General features: G+C 68.6%; 19 protein-coding genes and 1 riboswitch. Of the genes, 9 read left to right on the plus strand and 10 right to left on the minus strand.

Translation table 11 applies throughout. The features are described from left to right. Positions 1 to 59 precede the first annotated feature (59 nt). The 3 genes from P8934_RS17540 to P8934_RS17550 all read left to right on the plus strand — a co-directional run bounded on the left by P8934_RS17540 (position 60) and on the right by P8934_RS17550 (position 3,209). Positions 60 to 821: a phosphatase PAP2 family protein gene (locus tag P8934_RS17540; RefSeq protein ID WP_278032135.1), complete on the plus strand. Its 762-nt coding sequence runs from the start codon at positions 60 to 62 to the stop codon at positions 819 to 821. Beyond that, positions 814 to 2,517, plus strand: a complete 1,704-nt coding sequence (locus tag P8934_RS17545; RefSeq protein ID WP_278032136.1) for a phosphoethanolamine--lipid A transferase — start codon at positions 814 to 816, stop codon at positions 2,515 to 2,517. Before P8934_RS17540 ends, P8934_RS17545 begins: the two co-directional genes overlap by 8 nt. A gap of 92 nt (positions 2,518 to 2,609) precedes the next feature. Then, positions 2,610 to 3,209 carry a CBS domain-containing protein gene (locus P8934_RS17550; RefSeq protein WP_278032137.1) on the plus strand — a complete coding sequence of 200 codons (600 nt, stop codon included), beginning with the start codon at positions 2,610 to 2,612 and terminating at the stop codon, positions 3,207 to 3,209. A gap of 203 nt (positions 3,210 to 3,412) precedes the next feature. Here P8934_RS17550 and P8934_RS17555 read toward each other — a convergent pair whose 3' ends face one another. Continuing rightward, positions 3,413 to 3,610: a CopG family transcriptional regulator gene (locus P8934_RS17555; protein WP_278032138.1), complete on the minus strand. Its 198-nt coding sequence runs from the start codon at positions 3,608 to 3,610 to the stop codon at positions 3,413 to 3,415. 194 nt (positions 3,611 to 3,804) lie between these two features. Between P8934_RS17555 and dauA the strand changes: the two genes are divergently transcribed. Next, positions 3,805 to 5,577, plus strand: a complete 1,773-nt coding sequence (gene dauA, locus P8934_RS17560; RefSeq protein WP_278032139.1) for a C4-dicarboxylic acid transporter DauA — start codon at positions 3,805 to 3,807, stop codon at positions 5,575 to 5,577. An 88-nt stretch (positions 5,578 to 5,665) separates the two neighbouring features. Here the strand turns inward: dauA and P8934_RS17565 are convergent, their stop codons facing one another. Continuing rightward, positions 5,666 to 6,184 carry a cytochrome b/b6 domain-containing protein gene (locus P8934_RS17565; RefSeq protein WP_278032140.1) on the minus strand — a complete coding sequence of 173 codons (519 nt, stop codon included), beginning with the start codon at positions 6,182 to 6,184 and terminating at the stop codon, positions 5,666 to 5,668. A gap of 104 nt (positions 6,185 to 6,288) precedes the next feature. Beyond that, positions 6,289 to 8,130 (minus strand): DUF3413 domain-containing protein, encoded by a 1,842-nt coding sequence (locus P8934_RS17570; protein WP_278032141.1) that lies wholly within the window; start codon positions 8,128 to 8,130, stop codon positions 6,289 to 6,291. 184 nt (positions 8,131 to 8,314) lie between these two features. Here P8934_RS17570 and P8934_RS17575 point away from each other — a divergent pair, with 184 nt between their 5' ends. The 4 genes from P8934_RS17575 to thiE all read left to right on the plus strand — a co-directional run bounded on the left by P8934_RS17575 (position 8,315) and on the right by thiE (position 11,188). Then, positions 8,315 to 8,593, plus strand: coding sequence for a hypothetical protein (locus tag P8934_RS17575; RefSeq protein WP_278032142.1), 279 nt, complete (start codon positions 8,315 to 8,317; stop codon positions 8,591 to 8,593). A 204-nt stretch (positions 8,594 to 8,797) separates the two neighbouring features. Continuing rightward, positions 8,798 to 9,586, plus strand: a complete 789-nt coding sequence (locus tag P8934_RS17580) for a glycosyltransferase (RefSeq protein WP_278032143.1) — start codon at positions 8,798 to 8,800, stop codon at positions 9,584 to 9,586. 43 nt (positions 9,587 to 9,629) lie between these two features. Then, positions 9,630 to 9,730: riboswitch (TPP riboswitch) on the plus strand. A gap of 38 nt (positions 9,731 to 9,768) precedes the next feature. After that, positions 9,769 to 10,575, plus strand: coding sequence for a hydroxyethylthiazole kinase (gene thiM / locus P8934_RS17585; protein ID WP_278032144.1), 807 nt, complete (start codon positions 9,769 to 9,771; stop codon positions 10,573 to 10,575). Further along, positions 10,565 to 11,188 carry a thiamine phosphate synthase gene (thiE, locus tag P8934_RS17590; protein WP_278032145.1) on the plus strand — a complete coding sequence of 208 codons (624 nt, stop codon included), beginning with the start codon at positions 10,565 to 10,567 and terminating at the stop codon, positions 11,186 to 11,188. Before thiM ends, thiE begins: the two co-directional genes overlap by 11 nt. Before the next feature lie 66 nt (positions 11,189 to 11,254). On the opposite strand, the gene P8934_RS17595 is transcribed toward thiE, so the two are convergent. The 4 genes from P8934_RS17595 to P8934_RS17610 form a co-directional block, all read right to left on the minus strand. Then, positions 11,255 to 11,830, minus strand: a complete 576-nt coding sequence (locus P8934_RS17595) for a cytochrome b/b6 domain-containing protein (RefSeq protein ID WP_278032146.1) — start codon at positions 11,828 to 11,830, stop codon at positions 11,255 to 11,257. A 14-nt stretch (positions 11,831 to 11,844) separates the two neighbouring features. After that, complete coding sequence (locus P8934_RS17600; protein WP_278032147.1) at positions 11,845 to 12,123, minus strand: PepSY domain-containing protein; 279 nt, start codon at positions 12,121 to 12,123, stop codon at positions 11,845 to 11,847. A gap of 156 nt (positions 12,124 to 12,279) precedes the next feature. After that, complete coding sequence (locus P8934_RS17605) at positions 12,280 to 13,155, minus strand: DMT family transporter (protein ID WP_278032148.1); 876 nt, start codon at positions 13,153 to 13,155, stop codon at positions 12,280 to 12,282. A gap of 109 nt (positions 13,156 to 13,264) precedes the next feature. Next, on the minus strand, positions 13,265 to 14,692 hold the full coding sequence (locus tag P8934_RS17610) for a serine hydrolase (protein WP_278032149.1): 1,428 nt from the start codon (positions 14,690 to 14,692) through the stop codon (positions 13,265 to 13,267). 251 nt (positions 14,693 to 14,943) lie between these two features. Between P8934_RS17610 and P8934_RS17615 the strand changes: the two genes are divergently transcribed. Next, positions 14,944 to 15,135, plus strand: a complete 192-nt coding sequence (locus P8934_RS17615) for a DUF2061 domain-containing protein (protein ID WP_278032150.1) — start codon at positions 14,944 to 14,946, stop codon at positions 15,133 to 15,135. 12 nt (positions 15,136 to 15,147) lie between these two features. On the opposite strand, the gene P8934_RS17620 is transcribed toward P8934_RS17615, so the two are convergent. The 3 genes from P8934_RS17620 to P8934_RS17630 all read right to left on the minus strand — a co-directional run bounded on the left by P8934_RS17620 (position 15,148) and on the right by P8934_RS17630 (position 18,470). Continuing rightward, the gene (locus P8934_RS17620) at positions 15,148 to 17,088 is read right to left on the minus strand and encodes an FUSC family protein (protein ID WP_278032151.1); all 1,941 of its coding nucleotides are present in this window, start codon (positions 17,086 to 17,088) and stop codon (positions 15,148 to 15,150) included. Between the two features lie 70 nt (positions 17,089 to 17,158). Next, positions 17,159 to 17,920: a sulfite exporter TauE/SafE family protein gene (locus tag P8934_RS17625; RefSeq protein WP_278032152.1), complete on the minus strand. Its 762-nt coding sequence runs from the start codon at positions 17,918 to 17,920 to the stop codon at positions 17,159 to 17,161. Between the two features lie 145 nt (positions 17,921 to 18,065). After that, positions 18,066 to 18,470: a putative zinc-binding protein gene (locus P8934_RS17630; RefSeq protein WP_278032153.1), complete on the minus strand. Its 405-nt coding sequence runs from the start codon at positions 18,468 to 18,470 to the stop codon at positions 18,066 to 18,068. Positions 18,471 to 18,475: the final 5 nt, after the last annotated feature.

The following is an 18,475-nucleotide window of genomic DNA, read 5'->3' on the forward strand; positions in this document are numbered from 1 at the left end:
GCCAGACTGGCATCTCCGCTTCTCGATACGGCGATGCCATGCCCGACAGGACACCCCGGGTGACGATACGCTCCGGCGCAGTAACAAGGTTTCCCGTTTCCTTCCCCTGCCCCCTGGTACTCGCCTGGTGCGGCTTTACCGCCCTGATGCTGGTGGAGCAGGGGTTGCAGCTGGACTTCCGCCTTGCCGATGCGCTCTACCAGTGGCAAGGCGGCAAGTGGGCCCTGCAGGATCATGTACTGCTTCAGGAGTGGCTGCATCGCGGAGGCCGCAACCTCAGCCAGCGGATGGGGGCCGGGGTCGTGCTTGCCCTGCTTGCCAGCCTGCCGCCGACGCCGCTGCGCCCATGGCGACGGCCGCTACTCTTCCTCTTTCTCGCCGTGGCAGGCTCGACGCTCGCGGTCTCGACCCTCAAGCAGCTAATCAGCATGGAGTGCCCCTGGGACCTGGCCCGCTATGGCGGCGAATGGCCCTTCGTGGGGCTGCTGGCGTGGCGACCCGACGGGATGCCGGACACCGCCTGCTTTCCCGCCGGCCACGCCAGTGCCGGCTACGCCTGGCTGGCGCTTTACTACTTCCTGGCCGCCACCCTGCCGCGACGGCGCTGGCTGGGGCTGGCCACGGGACTCGGGCTGGGCCTGGTCTTCGGCATCACGCAGCAGCTGCGGGGCGCCCACTTCCTCTCCCATGACCTCTGGACCCTGATGCTCTGCTGGACGATCAGCTCCTTGCTGGCGAGCTGGCTACTGCCGACGAGGCATCACCCGCAACGTCGCCTAATCCTGCCGCACAACACTGACGAGACATCCCCCGATGCCTGATTCGATTTCCCTGGCCCGCCTGGGGCGGGCCATCCCGCGCCCGAGGCTTCCGGCCCTGTCCCCCCAGGCGCTCACGCTGCTGGCCTGCGTGGCCTTCACGCTGTTCTACAACCAGCGGTTCTGGTCGGCGGTGATCGCGGCCGAGCCGCCAACGGGGGCTGGCGACTGGGGCCAGCTGGTCGGCTACGGGGTGGTGATGACCGCCTTTCAGCTGGTGGTCTTCCTCCCCTTGGTCAACCGGTTCAGCGTCAGGCCGCTGTTGTCCTTGCTGGTGCTGTTGGCGGCCGCCGTCAGCTACTTCACCGGCCACTACGGGAGCTACTTCGATACCCACATGATCGACAACGTGGTGCAGACCGATACCCGGGAGGCCAGCGAGTTGCTGACCCCGGGGCTGGCCCTCTACCTGCTGCTCTTCGCCGGGCTGCCGTCGCTGCTGATCTGGCGCTGGCCGCTGCGACAGCGCAGCTGGCAACGGGGGCTCGGCATGTCGCTGCTGTGGCTGGCCGGCAGCATGGGGGTGCTGGTGGTATCCCTGCTGCTCTCCTTCCAGAGCCTCTCCTCGTTGATGCGCAACCACCACGAGCTGCGCTACCTGGTCACGCCGGGCAACGCCCTCGTCTCCACCGGCCAGGTGATGGCGGCCGACGCCCCTCTGCCGGAGGCGCGCCTGCCGATCGGCGAGGATGCCGTTCGTCGGACCAGCGCCACCGGCGCGCCGCGCCTGCTGGTTCTGGTGGTCGGCGAGACCGTGCGCGCCGCCGACTGGGGGCTGTCCGGCTACGCGCGCCAGACCACGCCGCGCCTGGCGAGCCGCGACGTCATCAACTTCCCCGAAGTGGCCAGTTGCGGCACCAACACCGCCGTCTCGCTGCCCTGCATGTTCGCGCCCATCGGCAATGGCAACTACGACGAGCGCTATATCCAAAGCCACGAGTCGCTGCCGGACGTGCTCCAGCACGCGGGCTACCGGGTAACCTGGATCGACAACCAGTCGGGCTGCAAGGGCGTCTGCGATAGGGTCGAGCATTACACCCCGTCTCCGGAGGCCTATCCGGCGCTGTGCGACGGGCATGACTGCCGGGACGGCGTGCTGGTCGAGGAGCTCAAGCGGCGCATGGCGTCGGTGACGGACGATACGGTGATCGTGCTGCACACCCTCGGCAACCACGGTCCCAGCTACTTCCAGCGCTATCCCGAGGCCTTCCGGGCTTTCACGCCCACCTGCGACACGGCGGACCTGGCCCAGTGCTCCCGGGCGTCGATCGTGAACAGCTACGACAATGCGATCCTCTACACCGACAGCGTGCTGGACGAGCTGATCAGCGTGCTGGAGCAGCAGCCCTCTCTGGCCACGGCGATGCTGTATGTCTCCGACCATGGCGAGTCGCTGGGCGAGAAGGGCCTCTACCTGCATGGCCTGCCCTACGCCATCGCCCCGGAGGAACAGACCCGGGTCCCCATGACCTGGTGGTCCTCCCGCGCGTTCGACCAAGCCGCCAGGCTCGAGCGCGACTGCCTGGCCCGCCTGGCCAACCAGTCGCTGAGTCATGACCACCTCTTCCATAGCCTGCTTGGCATGCTGGGCGTCGAGAGCGCCATCCGCGACCCCCGCCTGGACATCAGCCAGGCGTGTCGCTCGAACCTGCACACTGCTGTCGAGGCAATACCGGATCGTCAGGACGTGGCGTCTTAAGGCTGTCGTAAGAAACGCATGAAACGGTGAGATCACCGGACAAGCCGAAAACAGGCTCCTCATGCGCCCTGACCAATCAATGGAGATGACTCATGACAACCATGGCATTTTCAACCAGCCCTCTGAACCTTTTAACCTCCCCCACCGCCATCGCCGAACCGGATATTAACAGGCTGCTACCCAGCAGTCCGGCCCGCGCGCTGATGACGGACTTCACACTGATACAACCCAGGATGATCAAGGCCGACACTCCGGTAGATGAGGCGCATATGAAGATGCGCCATGGCGGAGTCCGCCTGCTCCTGGTCGTGGATGATCGGCGGCAATGCACTGGCGTGCTCACCGCCCAGGAAGTGATCGGGGGTCGGCGTATTACCCAGGCCATGCAGCAGCGCGGCATCACGCGCGAGGGAGTGACGGTCAGCATGGTGCAGACCCCTTGCCGCAAACTGCTCACCATGTCGCTGGAACAACTGACCTCCATGACGATCGACGATCTGGTCAAGGCACTGGAGAGCTTCGGCGAACAGCATCTGCTGATAACCGACAAGGCAGAGGGGCAAAACCCGAGGATACGTGGACTCATCTCGGCATCGGATATCGGACGTTCACTCGGTAGTGACTCGACCACATTGCCAGGGGCAAGAAGCTTTTCGGATATCTGCCAGGTCGTGATGGGCCATGAGCTTTGACAATGTCGGCCTCACTCGAACCAGGCCTCGAAGGCCTTAGAGTAGGTAGAGTGCCACGACTACATACCCGAACCGGCAGGTAGATACGGCCGGCTGAAGCGTCTCGGCTTTGCTCGCAGATGCGGGCGTGTGGGTCGACTGCCTTCTGGCAGGTTTCCGGGAGACACGGCTGCGCCCTGCCCCCTCCCGGCCAGAGCGAGAGCTCACTCCCGCCCCGGCGCATCCCGGGTGGCCAGGTCGGGGCGTGTCTCGTACTCCACGTCATGGTCGCGCAGGTAGTCGCGGATCAGCTGTCGCACCACCTGGGAGGGGGTCAGGTCCTGGGCCGCACAGAGCTGCTCGAAGGCCCGCTTCTTGTGCGGGTCGATCAGCAGGGTCAGGCGTGCCGTCTTCTTCTCCATCGTGATTCTCCGAAAGCATTATCATCAAATGTTAATTGCCGCTCTCACCCGAGGCAATGGCGGGGGTGCATTTGTCGACAATGCTAACGGCATGTTAATGTAATTCACATAAACAACCGGATCACCGCCTGGCGGGATGCGGCCACCGGCCCATCCCGGTGGCGGGAGACCCCGCAACAAGGAGACACCGCGCAATGGCACGCCACCGACCGTCCCCGCGACTTCCCGGCATCGCCACCGGCCTGCGCGCGGCCTGGCGAGACGGCTACGGCCTGGACGACCTGCGGCATGACGTGCTGGCCGGGCTGACCATCGGCACCGTGGCCGTGCCGCTCTCCATGGCCCTGGCCATCGCCACGGGCGTGCCTCCCCAGCACGGGCTCTACACGGCGATCGTCGCCGGCGCCATCATCGCGCTGACCGGCGGTTCGCGCTTCAACGTCTCGGGGCCGACGGCGGCCTTCGTCGTCATCCTCTTCCCCATCGTCCAGCAGTACGGCCTGGGCGGCCTGCTGATCGCCACGATGATGGCCGGCCTGATCCTGGTGGCGCTGGGCCTCACCGGCATGGGGCGCCTCATCCAGTACGTGCCCTATCCGGTTGTGCTGGGCTTCACGGCGGGGATCGCGGTGGTGATCGCGGTCCTCCAGGTGCCCGACTTCCTGGGCCTTCAGGTCGGCCAGCTGGGCGAGCACTTCGTCGAGAACCTGGGACGGATCGCCGTCTCGCTGCCGAGCCTGGAGCCGCTGGAACTGGGGATCGGGGCCTTCACCCTGGGCATCATGCTGCTCTGGCCACGCCTGCATGTACCGATTCCGGCGCCCCTGGTCGGGCTGGTGGTCGGCGCGCTGGCGGCCTATGCGGTCAACCACGGGATCGGTGACCCGAGCACGGGGAACCTGGTGGAGACCATCGCCTCGCGCTTCACCTGGGAGGCACAGGGCGAGACAGGCAGCGGCATTCCCCCCATCGCACCGAGTCTCGTGGCGCCCTGGCGACTGCCCGGCGCGGATGGCGAACCCCTCGAGCTGAGCTTCGAACTGATTCGTGCCCTGCTGGGTCCCGCCTTCGCCATCGCCATGCTGGGAGCGATCGAATCGCTGCTCTGCGCGGTGGTCTCAGACGGACTGACCCGGACCCGGCACGACCCCAACGCCGAGCTGATTGGCCAGGGGCTGGGCAATATCGTCGCGCCGCTGTTCGGCGGCATCACCGCCACGGCCGCCATTGCCCGGACCGCCACCAACATCCGCAGCGGTGCCCGTTCGCCGATCGCGGCAGTGGTGCATGCGCTGGTGGTGCTGCTGGCGGTGGTGGCCCTGGCGGGCCTGCTGGGGCTGGTACCGATGGCCGCACTCGCGGCGCTGCTGTTCATCGTTGCCTGGAACATGAGCGAGGCCCGCCACTTCCTGCACACCCTGCGCTCCGCCCCGGCGGGGGACGTGGCCATCCTGGTGACCTGCTTCCTCCTGACCGTGCTCTTCGACATGGTACTGGCAGTGGCGGTGGGCATCGGGCTTGCCGCGGCGCTGTTCATCCGGCGCATGTCGCTGCTGACCCAGACCCAGCGCGTCGACAGCGGGCCCCATGCCAGCATCGACACGCTGCCCGGCGAGGTCGCCCTCTACGACATCAATGGCCCGCTGTTCTTCGGCGCCGCGGAGAAGGCGCTCACCTCGCTGCACCTGGTGGACCCGAAGGTGCGGATCGTCATCCTCGACATGCATGACGTGCCGAGCATGGATGGCACCGCCATCGTGGCCCTCAAGGCCCTGGTCGACGAGATGCACCGCCAGGGGGTCGCCCTGGTGCTGGTCGGACTGCCGGCACGCATCCTCGTCAAGCTGCGCCGCGCGGGGATCCGCCGCACGGCCGGACGACTGACCTGGTGCCGGGAGCTGGCCTACGCCCGAAAGGTGGCCCTGCGCTGGCTCGACGGGCGCCAGACAGGCCCCCACTCGAGCTAGGCCCGTGCCTGACGCTCATCGACAGCGGACCCGGCGTGCCCTGCGGATATCGGGTGCGCCGGGTTCGGGGCTCTCCTCGTCCCGCTGCTCAGGCCATGCGCGTCAGGGTCCCATCGCGCAGCCAGAGCTGGTGGGCCAAGCTGGCCGCCACGTGTCCGCCGATCAGCAGCCACAGCAGGTTGGCCAGCACCTCGTGGGTCTCCTCGGCGGCCTCCTCCAGCCACTCGATCTCTGCTCCCGGCGAGATCAGCGGCAGGCCGAAGACCTCCACGCCGTGCCCGCTGCCCAGGGCGACGAGCAGGCCGCTCACCGGGATCAGCAGCATCGCCGCGTAGAGCGCCAGATGGCCCAGCCGGGCCGCCCACTGCCAGTGCGCATGGGCCTCGAGCCTGCCGTGGTTGACCCGGCGCCACAGCAGCCGGAAGACCAGCAGCCCCAGCAGCAGCACCCCGACGCTCTTGTGCAGCGCCATGGCCTCGCGCTCGCTCATGCCGACGAGCTCCGCCAGCCACTCCGTGCCCAGCATCAGGATCAGCAGCGTGGCCATGCTCCAGTGAAGCGCCCGCGAGACGGCCCCGTAACGGTGTTCGGAATCCAGCCAGTTCATGTCGTCATCCTCCTCGGTCGATGGACGACGACCGTTTTACGCCAGTGCGGCTTTCAGCAGCCTTAACGCCGCGTTCATACGGCATTCATCCTCGCGCCGCACGCTCACCGATAGAAGCGCGACAGCGCCTGCAGCACCTCGGCGGCCACCTCGGGAGAGGGGCGCACCGCCTCGAGCTCGTTCATGCGGTAGTCGTAGGCCTCGAAGGCGCCGGTCGGATGCACGGCGATCTGGTACTCCGGCAGCAGGATGCCATAGCCCATGTAACTGCCGGAGAGCAGCCAGTCTCGCCCGCCCTCGGGCGCGAGCAGGTTATGGCCCAGGGTGTAGCGCTCGGGGGCGGCCTCGCAGCCGAGCAGCGCCTCTAGCAGCGTCGGGGCGATATCGGCGTGGTGGGTGCGGCCCTGGAGCACGCCGCCGGGACGCCCCGGCAGGTGCATCACCAGCGGCACCTGCACCTGCTCCGGGGTGTAGTTGCTGCCGTGGCCCCAGTAGTTCTGGCCGTGCTCATTGAAGGACTCGCCATGGTCCGAGGTGATCACCACGGCGGTGTCGTCGAGCCGGCCGCGCCGCTCGAGGTCGTCGAGCACCCGCCCGAGCTGCGCATCCACGTAGCGTGCCGCGGTGCGGTAGCGGTTCCAGTAGGGTTCGGGGTCGAAGTCGGGCCCCAGTGCCATATGGTTGATCTGCTCCCAGTAGGGGGTGAAGCGAGGGAAGTCGGGCGGATGGCTGTAGCCATGGATGGCGTCGTAGAAGAGGAAGCCGAAGAACGGTGTGGCATTGGGCGCCTCTGCCGAGGCCTCCATCCAGGCCAGCCAATCGTCGGTGATCTGCCGGTCACGCTCCCAGGGCTCGCCCTTGGCCGGCGTCAGTGAGACATCCTCCAGGCCGGCGAAGACGTTGCGATCGAAGGCGGGGCTCACCAGGGTCGCCGAGGAGAGCACCTGGAAGCGATAGTCGGCGGCCTCGAGCCTCTCCATCAGCACCGGCGGCGTCTGGCCGCCGGTGAAGGCATCCCAGTAGGTGACCGGCAGGCCATAGAAGAGGCTGAAGACCCCCGCCTTGGTGGAGTTGCCTCCGCTGAAGTGCGCCTCGGCGCGGTACCAGCCGGGGCGATCGGCGAAGCGGCTGAGGTTCGGCATCACCTCGGGGTTGAGCAGGTCGTGGCGCGCGGTGTCCAGCACCACCAGCAGCAGGTTGGCCGGGGTGGCCGGCGACGAGCAGCTCAGCGGTGCGGTGGGGTAATCCAGGTCTTGGGCCTTGCCCTGCGCCGCCTCCAGCTCCTCCCGGTCACGCACCGCCTGGGGGTCGACCCAGCCCCGCTTGACGAAGAAACGCTTGGCGGTGGCGGGATAGAAGAGCGGCACATGGCGGGTCATGCCGGTGATGTCGCGGTCGTAGTGGGCGTCGGCCCAGGCATGCCAGCCGTGCACCCCGAGCAGGGCCAGCAGGCTGATGGCCAGCACCGGCAATACCGGCCGCGACGGCGGGCGCCGCCGGAGCCAGGCCCCCAGGGCCCCCTGCAGCCCCAGCATCGCCAGCACGCCGCCGATGGCCAGGCTCCAGGTGACCCACGAGAAGCGGAAGACGTCGCCGCCGGCGTTGACCAGCAGGTCGAGGATGAAGCCGCTCAGGTGGAAGCGGTACTGGGCATAGACGAAGGTATCCAGCAGCAGCACCAGCTGAAGCAGGCCGGCCCACAGGGTGGTGAGCAGCCACAACCAGGGGGCGCGAAGCAGCGGCGTCAGCAGCAGCAACGGCAGGGCGCCCAGCCACACCAACAGCGCGATATGGCCGAGGAACACCAGCAGCAGATAGCCCCACTGCTCGGCGCCCTCGGGGGCGATATAGGGGAGGTAGGGCAGACTAATCAGCCAGGCGAGCAGCAGGTTGGCCAGGGACCAGGCGCCCAGCCAGCGCCAGCGCTCGAGAAGGGTTGCGAGCATGCGAAGGTCACGATCCTGAATGGGCCGGCACACCATTTCGGCGAGCGACCTGTCGGTGGGTAGGGAGGGGAGAAAGGCGCCGGAGGCGGCGCCGTCACACTCTGGTCATGCTACCTTAAGAAATCCTTAAGGAAAGGGCGACACAGTAAGGTGTTGCTGACAGGACCCGACACGAGGCGACACCATGAACCGGAGCGCGACGATAGTACTCGATACCACGCCCGCCACCGGGAACCGTGCCATCCTGCCGCTGATGCTCGCCGGCCTGGCGCTGCTGGCGCTGAACGTGCTGGCCGCCGTCTGGGAGCCCATCGCGTTTCCGCTGGGGCTGGTCACGCTCGGCACCATGGCACTCGCCCTGTTCTGCCCGAGCCGCTGGCAGGGGGAGGACGACATGGATACCCTCAACAGCCTGGTACTGGCCAGCCTGATCACCCTGGTTGGCTTCCAGGTGATGGGCTGAGGCAAGCGTCAGGCGTCACAACATGCGGACAGCACGCGAAGAGACTGCGGCAGGACACTGCGCCGCATGGCATGCGGCCACGCAGGAAGGTGCCTCCGACCAGCAGGTCGCCAGGTGGGTGTTGCGCTTGCTCCGGATGACGGTAACGATACGCAGCGCAACGCCTCAGGAATTCGCGCTGGCCCCAACCCGACAGGCACCCCCATGAATCCACTGCATAGAGTGATGGCGAGTCGTCTGATCAAGCTTGCTGCCAACCTGCTCAAGCTTGCATGTTACGCCTTTCATTTCGCCTTCCCCGACAAGCGTTTTACCCTACCGACCAGGGCCGGCCCCTGGATTCGTAGCCGGCACCCGGCCGCCATTCCCCGGATCCTCTGGCAGACCAACTTCACCGACCGCGTGACCCTGCCGGTCTACCTGAACTACCTGTTCAACCGTTGCATGGCACCCGGCTTCGAGTATCGCTTCATGATCACCGAAGCTCGAGCCGACTTCATCAGGCAGCACTATTCCGGACGCATCTACAGGAACTACTCCCGACTGCGAATCGGTGCGGCCCAGGCAGACTTCTGGCGTGTCCTGGTACTGCAGGCTCATGGCGGTGTCTATCTGGATATCGACGCCCACCTGACCTGGCCGTTAGGCCGCCTGCTCGGGCCCGACCGATCGTCACTGTTCATCCGCACCAAGCGCGAAAGCCTCAACAACTTTTTCATCGCCAGTGCCCCGAACAGCCCGCACCTGAAGGCGGTCATCCAGGCGATCGACACCAATATCGAGGAAAATACGATCAAGGGCGTCTTCGACATGACAGGCCCCGGCGTCTTCAACCGGGTACTGGATGTCCACCGACTGGACACGGTGCTCTATCGCTACGCCTGTATCCAAGGCAGCTTCACCAATGAGCACTTCCAGTACCTCGACAAGCCACAGGGGAAATGGACCCGCGAACAGAAGCACGCCTCCGTGGTCCGCGAAGATAGCCCTTGACCCCACCGGCTTTACAGGCGCGTGGCCGGTATGGATAGTGGACACCTGACGACAGGGGCGCCGCGGCGACATCGCCACGGCTGAGACGCACCCTCGGAACCTGACCCGGATAATGCCGGCGTAGGGAGTCGTGCGATCCCGGACCTGCCGCCGCGCCGCACCTCCCGCGCCGGGGAGGCCCCATGCTTGCCATCGATCCCGCCGCGCACCTAGCCCGGGTGCGCGAGACCAGCCCGCTGGTCCACAACATCACCAACCATGTGGCCATGAACAGCATGGCCAACGTGCTGCTGGCCATCGGCGCCTCGCCGGCCATGGTCCATGCCCGTGAGGAGGCCGCCGAGTTCACCGCGCTGGCCGGCGCCCTGACGATCAACATCGGCACCCTCTCGCCCCACTGGGTCGAGGCCATGGAGGCCTCCGCCCTGGCCGTCGGGGAGACGGGGCGGCCCTGGGTGCTGGACCCGGTGGCGGTGGGCGCCACGCGCTATCGCCGCGAGACCGGCGCGCGACTGCTGGCGCTCGCGCCGGACGTGATCCGTGGCAACGCCTCGGAGATCATCGCCCTGGCGGGGCAGGCCGGCGGCGGACGCGGCGTGGACAGCACCGACCCGGCCGAGGCGGCCCGCGACGCCGCCACCCGGCTGGCCCGCCAGACGGATGGGGTGGTCGCGGTGACCGGCGAGGTGGACCTGGTCACCGATGGCCGGCGCCTCGCCCGCCTCGAGGGCGGCCACCCGCTGATGCCCCGGGTCACCACCCTCGGCTGCGCGCTGACCGGTGTGGTGGCGGCCTTCCTGGCCGGCGCCGAGGACCCCTTCGAGGCGACGGTGGCGGCGCTGGCCTGCTACGCCGTGGCCGGGGAGCTGGCCGGCGAGGCGGCGCGTGGCCCCGGCAGCTTCGCGGTGGCCTTCCTCGATGCCCTCTATCACCTGGATGGCGAGGTGCTGGCCGCACGGGCCCGCCTGGAGGTGGACCATGCGCCTTGACCTCTCCCTGTATCTCGTCACCGACCGCGGTCTCTGCGCAGCGCATGGCCTGGTGGAGACCGTGATGGCGGCGGTGCGCGGCGGGGTGACGGTGGTGCAGCTGCGCGACAAGCACGCCTCTGATGCCGAATTGGTCGACCAGGCACGCCGCCTCAAGGCCGCGCTTTCCGGCAGCGGTGTGCCGCTGATCATCAATGACCGGCTGGAGGTGGCGCTCGCAGCCGGCGCCGACGGCCTGCACATCGGCCAGGACGACGGCGACGTGGCCCGGGCTCGCGCGGCGCTCGGCCCGGAGGCGATCCTCGGGCTCTCGGTCCAGACCCATGACCAGCTCGCCCGCCTCGACCCCAAGGCGCTGGACTACCTGGGGCTGGGCCCGGTTTTCGCCACCCCCAGCAAGCAAGACCATGCCACACCGCTCGGCTTCGAGGGGCTGGCCGCCCTGGTGGCCGCCAGCCCCCTGCCCAGCGTGGCCATCGGCGGCCTCAAGGCCGAGCACGTGGCCTCGACGCGCCAGGCCGGCGCCGAGGGCCTGGCGGTGATCTCGGCGATCTGCGGCACCCCCGACCCCGAGGCTGCGGCAAGCGCCTTCGCCAGCCAGTCACCACGCTAGCCACAAATAAGCCACAAAAATGCCGTCACCACCCGGCGGGTGGCGACGGCATGTCCGGGGGCGGGGTCAGGCGTCCGAGTGCCGCCTTCCAGGGGGCCGACGATATCCGTGCAGCATGCCGGCGATCAGGTTGTCGCGTCGCTTGCGGCTCTCGACGAGTGCGCCAAGCACATGCAGCGGTATCAGGAAGAGGATGGCGTTGGCCATCAGCTCGTGGGCCTCCTCGACCCACTCGACGCCCCAGAAGCGATCCGTCTCCTCCATCATGTAGCCAGTGGTGCCCAGCCCCAGCAACAGGGCCAGCAGCGTCAACATCATCACGGCCCCCAGCGGGGTATGGGTGATGCCAGGCGGCGGCGCGCCGGCCCCGCCGCCCTTCTCGGCCAGTGGCCCAAGCGACATCCGGAGTCGCCGGGGTGTCGGCCAGAAGCTGCGCCAGCGCGCCGGCCAGGGGCCGACGAAGCCCCACAGGATACGCACGCCGACCAGCGCCACCACGCCATAGCCGATCCACTGATGGGGGCCCTCACCCTCCTCGGTGAGGAAGTAGTTGGCCAGGAAGCCGGCCACCAGTGACCAGTGGACGATCCTGACCAGCGGGTCCCAGACACGGACTCGCGTCCCCCTCGCGTTGCCGGTCATGGCATGGCCTCCGCTCAGTCGACTTCCTGCTTGACGATCTCGCCGTTGACCGGATTGAAGTAGATCTCGACCCGACGCTCCTGATCGTCCCAGCCGTAGATCTCGTAGCAGCTGCCATCGGTGGTCTTGAACTCCTTGACCTTGTAGCCCATGTCGGCGATCTGCTGCTTCATCTCATCCTCGCTCATCCAGTCGTTCTGCGGAGCGTCGGTGCAGGTCGGCCCGGCCAGGGCAGTGAGGCTTGCCGCCAGCAGACTGGAGGCAACGATTCCTTTGACGAGGGTGTGCTTCATGCTTGAACTCCGAGAAGACAGTGGCGGATAGCCGCCTGCCCTGAGGCCGGCGGCACCTTCCGACGACTACCGCCGGTAGGCAACAGGGCCATGTTCGGGGTCTGAGCTTAAGTGGGGCTTAAGAGCACATTGCCCCTGACATCCATCGAGGGGGACTCAGGAGGTCGGCCGGCGCTTCAGGGTGGTGCGCCGCTCGTGGTAGGCGATCGCCAGGCCGCTGCCGATGATCAGGGTACTGCCGACGAACACCCAGAGGTCCGGCATCTCGCCCCAGAACCACCAGCCCAGCAGCACCGCCCAGAGCATGGCGGTGTAGTCGAAGGGAGCGGCGATGGCCGCGGGGGCATGGCGGAAGGCCATGGTGATGAAGGCCGTGGCGCCCACCCCGAAGAGGCCCGATCCCGCGAAGGCCAGCCAGTGCCAGGGATGGGGCGTCTGCCACACCCAGGGCAGCGCCATGGCGGTCACCACGAAGGGCACCAGGGTCATGTAGAAGACCATCGCCCAGAGGTGCTCGGTGCCGCCCCAGCGCCGTGCGGTGATCATCATCAACGCGTAGAAGATCGCCGCCCCGATCAGCGCCAGGGCGCCGGGGTCGAAGGCCTCACCGCCGGGACGCACCACGATCAGCACCCCGGCGAAGCCCACCAGCGAGGCCGCCAGCACCGGTCCCTCGATGCGCTCGCCCAGCAGCGGCACCGAGAGCAGGGTGACGAACAGCGGTGCCACGAAGGCAATGGCGGTGGCCTCGGCCAGCGGCAGCAGGGTCAGGCCCAGCACGAAGCAGAACATGGTGCCGGTGTAGATCAGCCCGCGCAGCAGGTGGATCCCGGGGCGTCGGGTCCGCAGCTTGCCCAGGCCACCGCCGAACCGGGCCAGCACCGCGATCAGCGGCAGCGAGACCAGGGTACGAAAGAAGATGATCTGCAGCGGCGAGTGCACCTCGCCCAGCCACTTGGCGATGGCGTCGCCGATGGCCAGGCAGAGCACGCCCAGGCACATGAAGCCGATACCCTTGAATGACGGTGACATGCCGCATGCCCTCCCCTGGCAGACCCCAAAAAGCCACCCCGCCGGCCTGGGGCCGGCGGGGTGGGTGGAGGTCACTACGCTAGTCGGTGACGTGCCGGAGGGCAAGCCCTCAGAGGCTGGCCTGGACCACCATGCACTCCATGCCCTGGGCCACCAGGCGACGGCAGGCGGTGTGGGCCTGGCCCTCGTTCATGTCCACCAGGCGTGCGCGGTAGACGCCGGCCTTGTCGGCATCGGCCACGGCGATACGGGCATCGGCCAGTTCGCTGGCCAGCTGACTGGCGGCGCGGGAGGCCAGGGTGCGGGCATGGACGGCATCGCTGAAGGCGCCGACCTGCACGCCCCAGTCGCCCTGGCGGGCATCGCCGTCCGGGGCGGGCACCGACGAGCGGGTGCTGGCCATCAGCTCGCGGATCGGGTCGTCGGCCGAGCCCTGCGCCAGGCTCGCCGCCGTGGTGTCAGCCGGTGTCTCGACGGTGGCGACCCGCGAAGCCACCGCCTGCCGCGGGGCCTCCACTGCGGCCGTTGGCGCCTCCACCGGGGCCGGCGGGAAGGCCGAGGTCTCGGGCGGCGAGGCGGCGCCCGGGGACGGTGCGCCGAGGCTGGCCAGGCGGACCCGGTCGCCGACCGGCTGGCCCGGCGCCTGGGGCTCACCCGGCATCAGCCGGCCACCGGAGATGTCGGCACTGGCCAGCCAGCCGCGGCCATCGGCCAGCGAGGCGCGCACGAAGCCACGATCCAGCAGGTCGGCGGTGTGCGCATCTCGCGAGGCGGCGGTGAAGCCACCCATCACCACGGTCAGCAGGCGACGGCCGTCACGCACCGCCGAGGTGGCGACGTTGAAGCCCGAAGCGCGGATGAAGCCGGTCTTGAGGCCGTCGGCACCGGGATACTTATTGAGCAGGCGGTTGTGCCCCGTGATGGTCTTGCCCTTCCAGCTGAAGCTCGTCCGCGAGAAGTAGGGGTAGTACTGGGGGAAGTCACGCATCAGGTGCCGTGAGAGCACCACCATGTCACGTGCCGTGGTGACCTGGCCGGCATCGGGCAGGCCGTTGGGATTACGGAAGACGGTGTCCTGCATGCCCAGGTCGCGAGCCTTGTCGGTCATCATGCGGGCAAAGTGCGTCTCGCTGCCGCCCAGGGCCTCGGCCACCACCACGGCCACATCGTTGGCCGACTTGATCACCAGCGCCTCGATGGCCTTCTCCACGGGAATCGTCGAGCCGGCCTTCACATAGAGCTTGGAGGCCGGCTTGGAAGCGGCATGGGCAGAGACCGGCAGCGGCTGGCTCAGGCTCAACCTGCCCTCCTCCAGGGCCTCGAACATCAGGTAGAGCGTCATCATCTTGGTGAGCGAGGCCGGATAGCGCAGCTTGTCGGCATTCTCGGCGTAGAGGATCTCCTGGCTATCGGCATCGATGACGATACCGGCATAGCGGGGATTGGCCTGGACGGCCGTGGTCGCCAGCAGCAGGCAGGCCAGCAGCACGAAGATGCCCCCACTCCGGCGCCGGTTGATTATTGTGATAGGCACCATGTCGCGTTCCCTCGAGGTTTGTTACCGTTGCACCTAGCCATTATGGCCGTCTGTGACGCGCTGTACAGGGCAGGGGTCGGACTTTCCGCCGTTTTTTCGCCATATTACCTCGTCCCTACCCCTCGCCCCGGCGGCGACCCTCCCGTTCGATTGAGCGCATCTATCGTAACCATACGGTAAATCAGGTTACTCGATGAGCAAGGCTCCCCTAGTCTGGCAGGCATGAACCGATCACGGCATGGAGCCTCGCCATGAAGAAGACCGCCACCTTCGCCGTCGTGCACTTTTGCGTGGCCTTCGGCGTGACCTTCCTGATCACCGGCAGCTGGGTGCTTGGCGGCATGATCGCGCTGCTCGAACCCGCCGCCAACACCGTCGCCTACTTCTTCCACGAGAAGGCCTGGGAAGCCGTCCAGCGGCGACGGGACCGCCTCGCGGCCTGACGCCGAAAGGGTTCAGCGGCCGGGCGCTCCCAGCCCGACCAGGCCGGCGCAGTCCGCCAGGGCCTCTCGGGCCTGGTCCAGGGTCCCCACCAGCGCGGTATCCACACCGCCGCTTGCCAGCCGCTCCCGACTCGCCGTCAGCCGCCCTCGCGCCCCTTCGGGCGCGCCGGCCAGCCGACGCAGGGCCTCGAGGACGCCCTCCAGTTCCTGGCGCTGCTGGGCCGTCAGCCGGGGGTCGACCACTGCCTCGCGCAACGCGATGATCGCGTGAGCCAGGTTCAGGACCCCGAGCAACCCCGCACGCTCGCCTATTCCCATGCGATCGGCGCGCCCCAGGTGGAGCATCAGCCGCAGCAGGCGCCGGAACATTCGGCCGTGCCAGCGACGGTCGAGCCCTCCGCCGCACTGGCCGCAGAGCCGCTCGACGTCGCGCAGGATCAGCCGCGCCAGGTGGCCGGCCCGGCGCCCCGGGTCGCGGGGCAGCAGGCGGTAGGCCAGGGCCACCAGCAGGATGCTGGCAAGCAGCGCCGCGGAATCGACCAGCACGTCCGGCAAGGCGATGGAGGCCGACAGGAAGGGCTGGCTGGCCAGCATGAAGCACATGTTGCCGTCCAGGGCCGGGATGGCCGTCTTCGAGCTGGCCCGGGCCAGCCCACCCAGCAGCATGAAGGGGGCCAGCATCACCAGGACCTCCCCGAGGGAGCCGGCATGGGGCATCAGCACCAGTCGGAAGAGCGCCGCCAGGGTCACCCCCACGGCGACCCCCTGGGCCATCTTCGGAGCAACCTTCTGGGGCAGGTCCATGCTCGACAGCACCGTGGTGAAGGTGCAGAGCCCCATGGCCGGCATCCAGGCGTTGGACCAGTCGGAATAGAACACGAACAGTCCCCCAGCCAGGGTGACCAGCCCCGAACCGGCGGCGGCAATCAGCGCCGAGCGCGCGTCGCGCCGGGTGACCAGGGTCGCGCCCCGGGCCAGCAGGGGGCCGGGATCCTCTCCCTGGCGCCAGGCGAGCGCGGCCCGCTCCGCCATCAGCAGCTTGTCCAGCGCCGCGGCGAGCCCCCGGTCGAGGGGGCGCGCCAGGGCCGACGCCTGCTCCAGGGCCTCCCGGGCCGAGCCGCGCGCCAGGGGCTGCTTCAGGGCTGTCGCCGCCTGCATCAGGGCCTCCTGCAGGGCACGCCGCTCCGGCCCGCCGGCAGCGGCCATGGTCCGCAGCGCCGCCATCAGCCCCAGTGTCGCCGCCACGAAGGCGTTATCCACGCGCACACCCCGTGAGGGCTTGAAGGGACCGGCATACACCGGGGCCAGCTGCTGCTCCACCTCGACCAGTGCCATCAGCAGCTCGCCGTCCTCCCGGGAGGACGGCGCGGAGGTGTCGAGCCGTGCGGCGAGGCGCGCCAGCGCCTCGCCGGCCAGTTGCCGGACCCGCTCGAGGAGCTGCTGCCTGGGCGGCCTGGGCAGGATCAGCCAGCCCATCAGCACCACGCAGAGCACCCCGATCAGGGTGCTCTCCACCCGGGAGAACGCCAGGGTGAAGACCCGGCCGGCATCCCCGAGGCTCGGCAGCAGCACCACGCTGGCGGTCAGGCCCGCCATCATCGCGGCATAGCCCAGCGAGGCCCGAATCAACTGGGAGGTGGCGCCACAGAGGGCCGTCCAGAGCGCGAGGAGGAGAATCACGGCGAGGGTCGGCAGGCCGCTTGTGAGCAGCAGGAAGCCGGCCATGGCGCCGATCAGGGTCCCGGCGAGCCGGTGGACCCCGCGCTCCAGCAGCATGCCCCGCGATGTCTGGGCGACGATCCACACCGCCATGGGCGCCCAGAAGGCGTTCTGCACGTGCAGCAGGGAGGCGATGGCAAAGGAGGCCCAGGCCGCAAGGGCCGTGGCGGCGCCGAAGTACACCCCCTGCCGGTCGAGTCCCGTCAGTCGCTGAAGGCGCGTGGCACTGTCCAAGGGCACTGGCTCCCGTGATCACCGGTGGGGCGGGGATGATAGCATGCGACCAAGGTCCAACCCTGCCCCATCAGTGGCCCAGCAGGCGCTGCCCGCCGAGCCACACCAGGCGCAGCGCCAGCAGCGTCAAGGCCCACTTGAAGAGGGTGTCGAAGCGGTGCTCCGAGAGGCGATGCAGCAGACGCAGGCCCAGCCAGGTGCCGAGGAAGCCCGCCGCCACCATCACCAGCATCAGCGGCAGCCAGTCCCCGAAGACGAAGCCGGCCACGCCGAACACGAAGGCCTTGGTCAGGTGCTGCAGCAGCATGCAGGCGGAGAAGGTGGCCACCTTGGCCAGCCGACCGGACTGGCTCTGCTTGATGAAGGCGGCCACCATGGGGCCGCTGGCGCCCACCAGGCTGGAGAGCAGGGTGGTGACGGCGCCGGCGACCAGCACGCCTCCCCGCCCCAGGGCCCGTTTCGGCAGCCCCGGGCCCCAGCAGGTGAAGAGCACGAAGGCGGCGATGCAGAGCTCCAGCACCCCGGCCGGCAGGCGCACCAGCAGCCAGGCGGCGGCCAGCGCCCCCAGCACCACGCCGGGCAGGAAGGCGGCGAGCATGGCGGGGTCGACATGGCGCCAGGTCAGCGCCGTGCGGCCGACGTTGGAGCCGAACTGCACCATGCCGTGGACCGGGATCAGCGCCGACGCCGGCATCACCTGAGCCAGCGCCATGATCATCAGCACCCCGCCCCCGACGCCCACCGCGGCGGTCAACGCCGAGGTGAACACCGACAGCAGCACCAGCACCAGGTTGATGCCGCCCGACAGCGGCGACAGGCTCTCCAGCAGCATCGACGTCTCCAGGGTCACGAGAGGGGGCCACTATACCCGAGCCCGCCCCTGCTGGCCCGGGAGAGCCGGGCCGCCCCTCAGACGTCGCCAAGCTGCCGCCTCCAGTGCTCCTCGATGGTATCGCGCTGCGCCGGCGAAGAAAGGCTCAGCCTGGCTCGCCCCCGGCGGCGGGGTCCATCGGCAACCGCGCGATCAGCGCGCTCACCCCGGCGGTCACGCTCGCCACGGTGTGCTCGTCGTAGAGGCGCCCCTTGCGCTTCTTCAGGCCCTGCTCGTAGAGCCTGACATGCTCGGTGGGCTCCACGCCGGCATTGGCCAGGCAGTGATGGGCACAGTGCATCTGGCAGCCGTCGATGGCCACGATGGGCCGCCCGGAGCGGGCGGTGCGCACCAGGCCGGGCACGCCACCACCCACCCCGGCGATGCAGGACATCTCCGCCTCGCCACCATGGTCCAGGCGCAGGGCGACCTGGTTGGCGAGCTGGGCCACGTCGGAGCAGCCCGAACAGGAGTAGACCAGGGGACGGGGGGTATTGCGGGGTCGGGACATGGGGC

The sequence above is a fragment of the Halomonas sp. CKK8 genome (assembly GCF_029625235.1).
GTDB lineage: Bacteria > Pseudomonadota > Gammaproteobacteria > Pseudomonadales > Halomonadaceae > Halomonas > Halomonas ventosae.

Excerpts from the sequence above, each read along its gene's own strand:
- P8934_RS17545 (WP_278032136.1), top strand. The coding sequence starts at position 814 with ATGCCTGATTCGATTTCCCTGGCCCGCCTGGGGCGGGCCATCCCGCGC.
- P8934_RS17550 (WP_278032137.1), top strand. The coding sequence starts at position 2,610 with ATGACAACCATGGCATTTTCAACCAGCCCTCTGAACCTTTTAACCTCC.
- P8934_RS17555 (WP_278032138.1), bottom strand. The coding sequence starts at position 3,610 with ATGGAGAAGAAGACGGCACGCCTGACCCTGCTGATCGACCCGCACAAG.
- dauA (WP_278032139.1), top strand. The coding sequence starts at position 3,805 with ATGGCACGCCACCGACCGTCCCCGCGACTTCCCGGCATCGCCACCGGC.
- P8934_RS17565 (WP_278032140.1), bottom strand. The coding sequence starts at position 6,184 with ATGAACTGGCTGGATTCCGAACACCGTTACGGGGCCGTCTCGCGGGCG.
- P8934_RS17570 (WP_278032141.1), bottom strand. The coding sequence starts at position 8,130 with ATGCTCGCAACCCTTCTCGAGCGCTGGCGCTGGCTGGGCGCCTGGTCC.
- P8934_RS17575 (WP_278032142.1), top strand. The coding sequence starts at position 8,315 with ATGAACCGGAGCGCGACGATAGTACTCGATACCACGCCCGCCACCGGG.
- P8934_RS17580 (WP_278032143.1), top strand. The coding sequence starts at position 8,798 with ATGAATCCACTGCATAGAGTGATGGCGAGTCGTCTGATCAAGCTTGCT.
- thiM (WP_278032144.1), top strand. The coding sequence starts at position 9,769 with ATGCTTGCCATCGATCCCGCCGCGCACCTAGCCCGGGTGCGCGAGACC.
- thiE (WP_278032145.1), top strand. The coding sequence starts at position 10,565 with ATGCGCCTTGACCTCTCCCTGTATCTCGTCACCGACCGCGGTCTCTGC.
- P8934_RS17595 (WP_278032146.1), bottom strand. The coding sequence starts at position 11,830 with ATGACCGGCAACGCGAGGGGGACGCGAGTCCGTGTCTGGGACCCGCTG.
- P8934_RS17600 (WP_278032147.1), bottom strand. The coding sequence starts at position 12,123 with ATGAAGCACACCCTCGTCAAAGGAATCGTTGCCTCCAGTCTGCTGGCG.
- P8934_RS17605 (WP_278032148.1), bottom strand. The coding sequence starts at position 13,155 with ATGTCACCGTCATTCAAGGGTATCGGCTTCATGTGCCTGGGCGTGCTC.
- P8934_RS17610 (WP_278032149.1), bottom strand. The coding sequence starts at position 14,692 with ATGGTGCCTATCACAATAATCAACCGGCGCCGGAGTGGGGGCATCTTC.
- P8934_RS17615 (WP_278032150.1), top strand. The coding sequence starts at position 14,944 with ATGAAGAAGACCGCCACCTTCGCCGTCGTGCACTTTTGCGTGGCCTTC.
- P8934_RS17625 (WP_278032152.1), bottom strand. The coding sequence starts at position 17,920 with ATGCTGCTGGAGAGCCTGTCGCCGCTGTCGGGCGGCATCAACCTGGTG.
- P8934_RS17630 (WP_278032153.1), bottom strand. The coding sequence starts at position 18,470 with ATGTCCCGACCCCGCAATACCCCCCGTCCCCTGGTCTACTCCTGTTCG.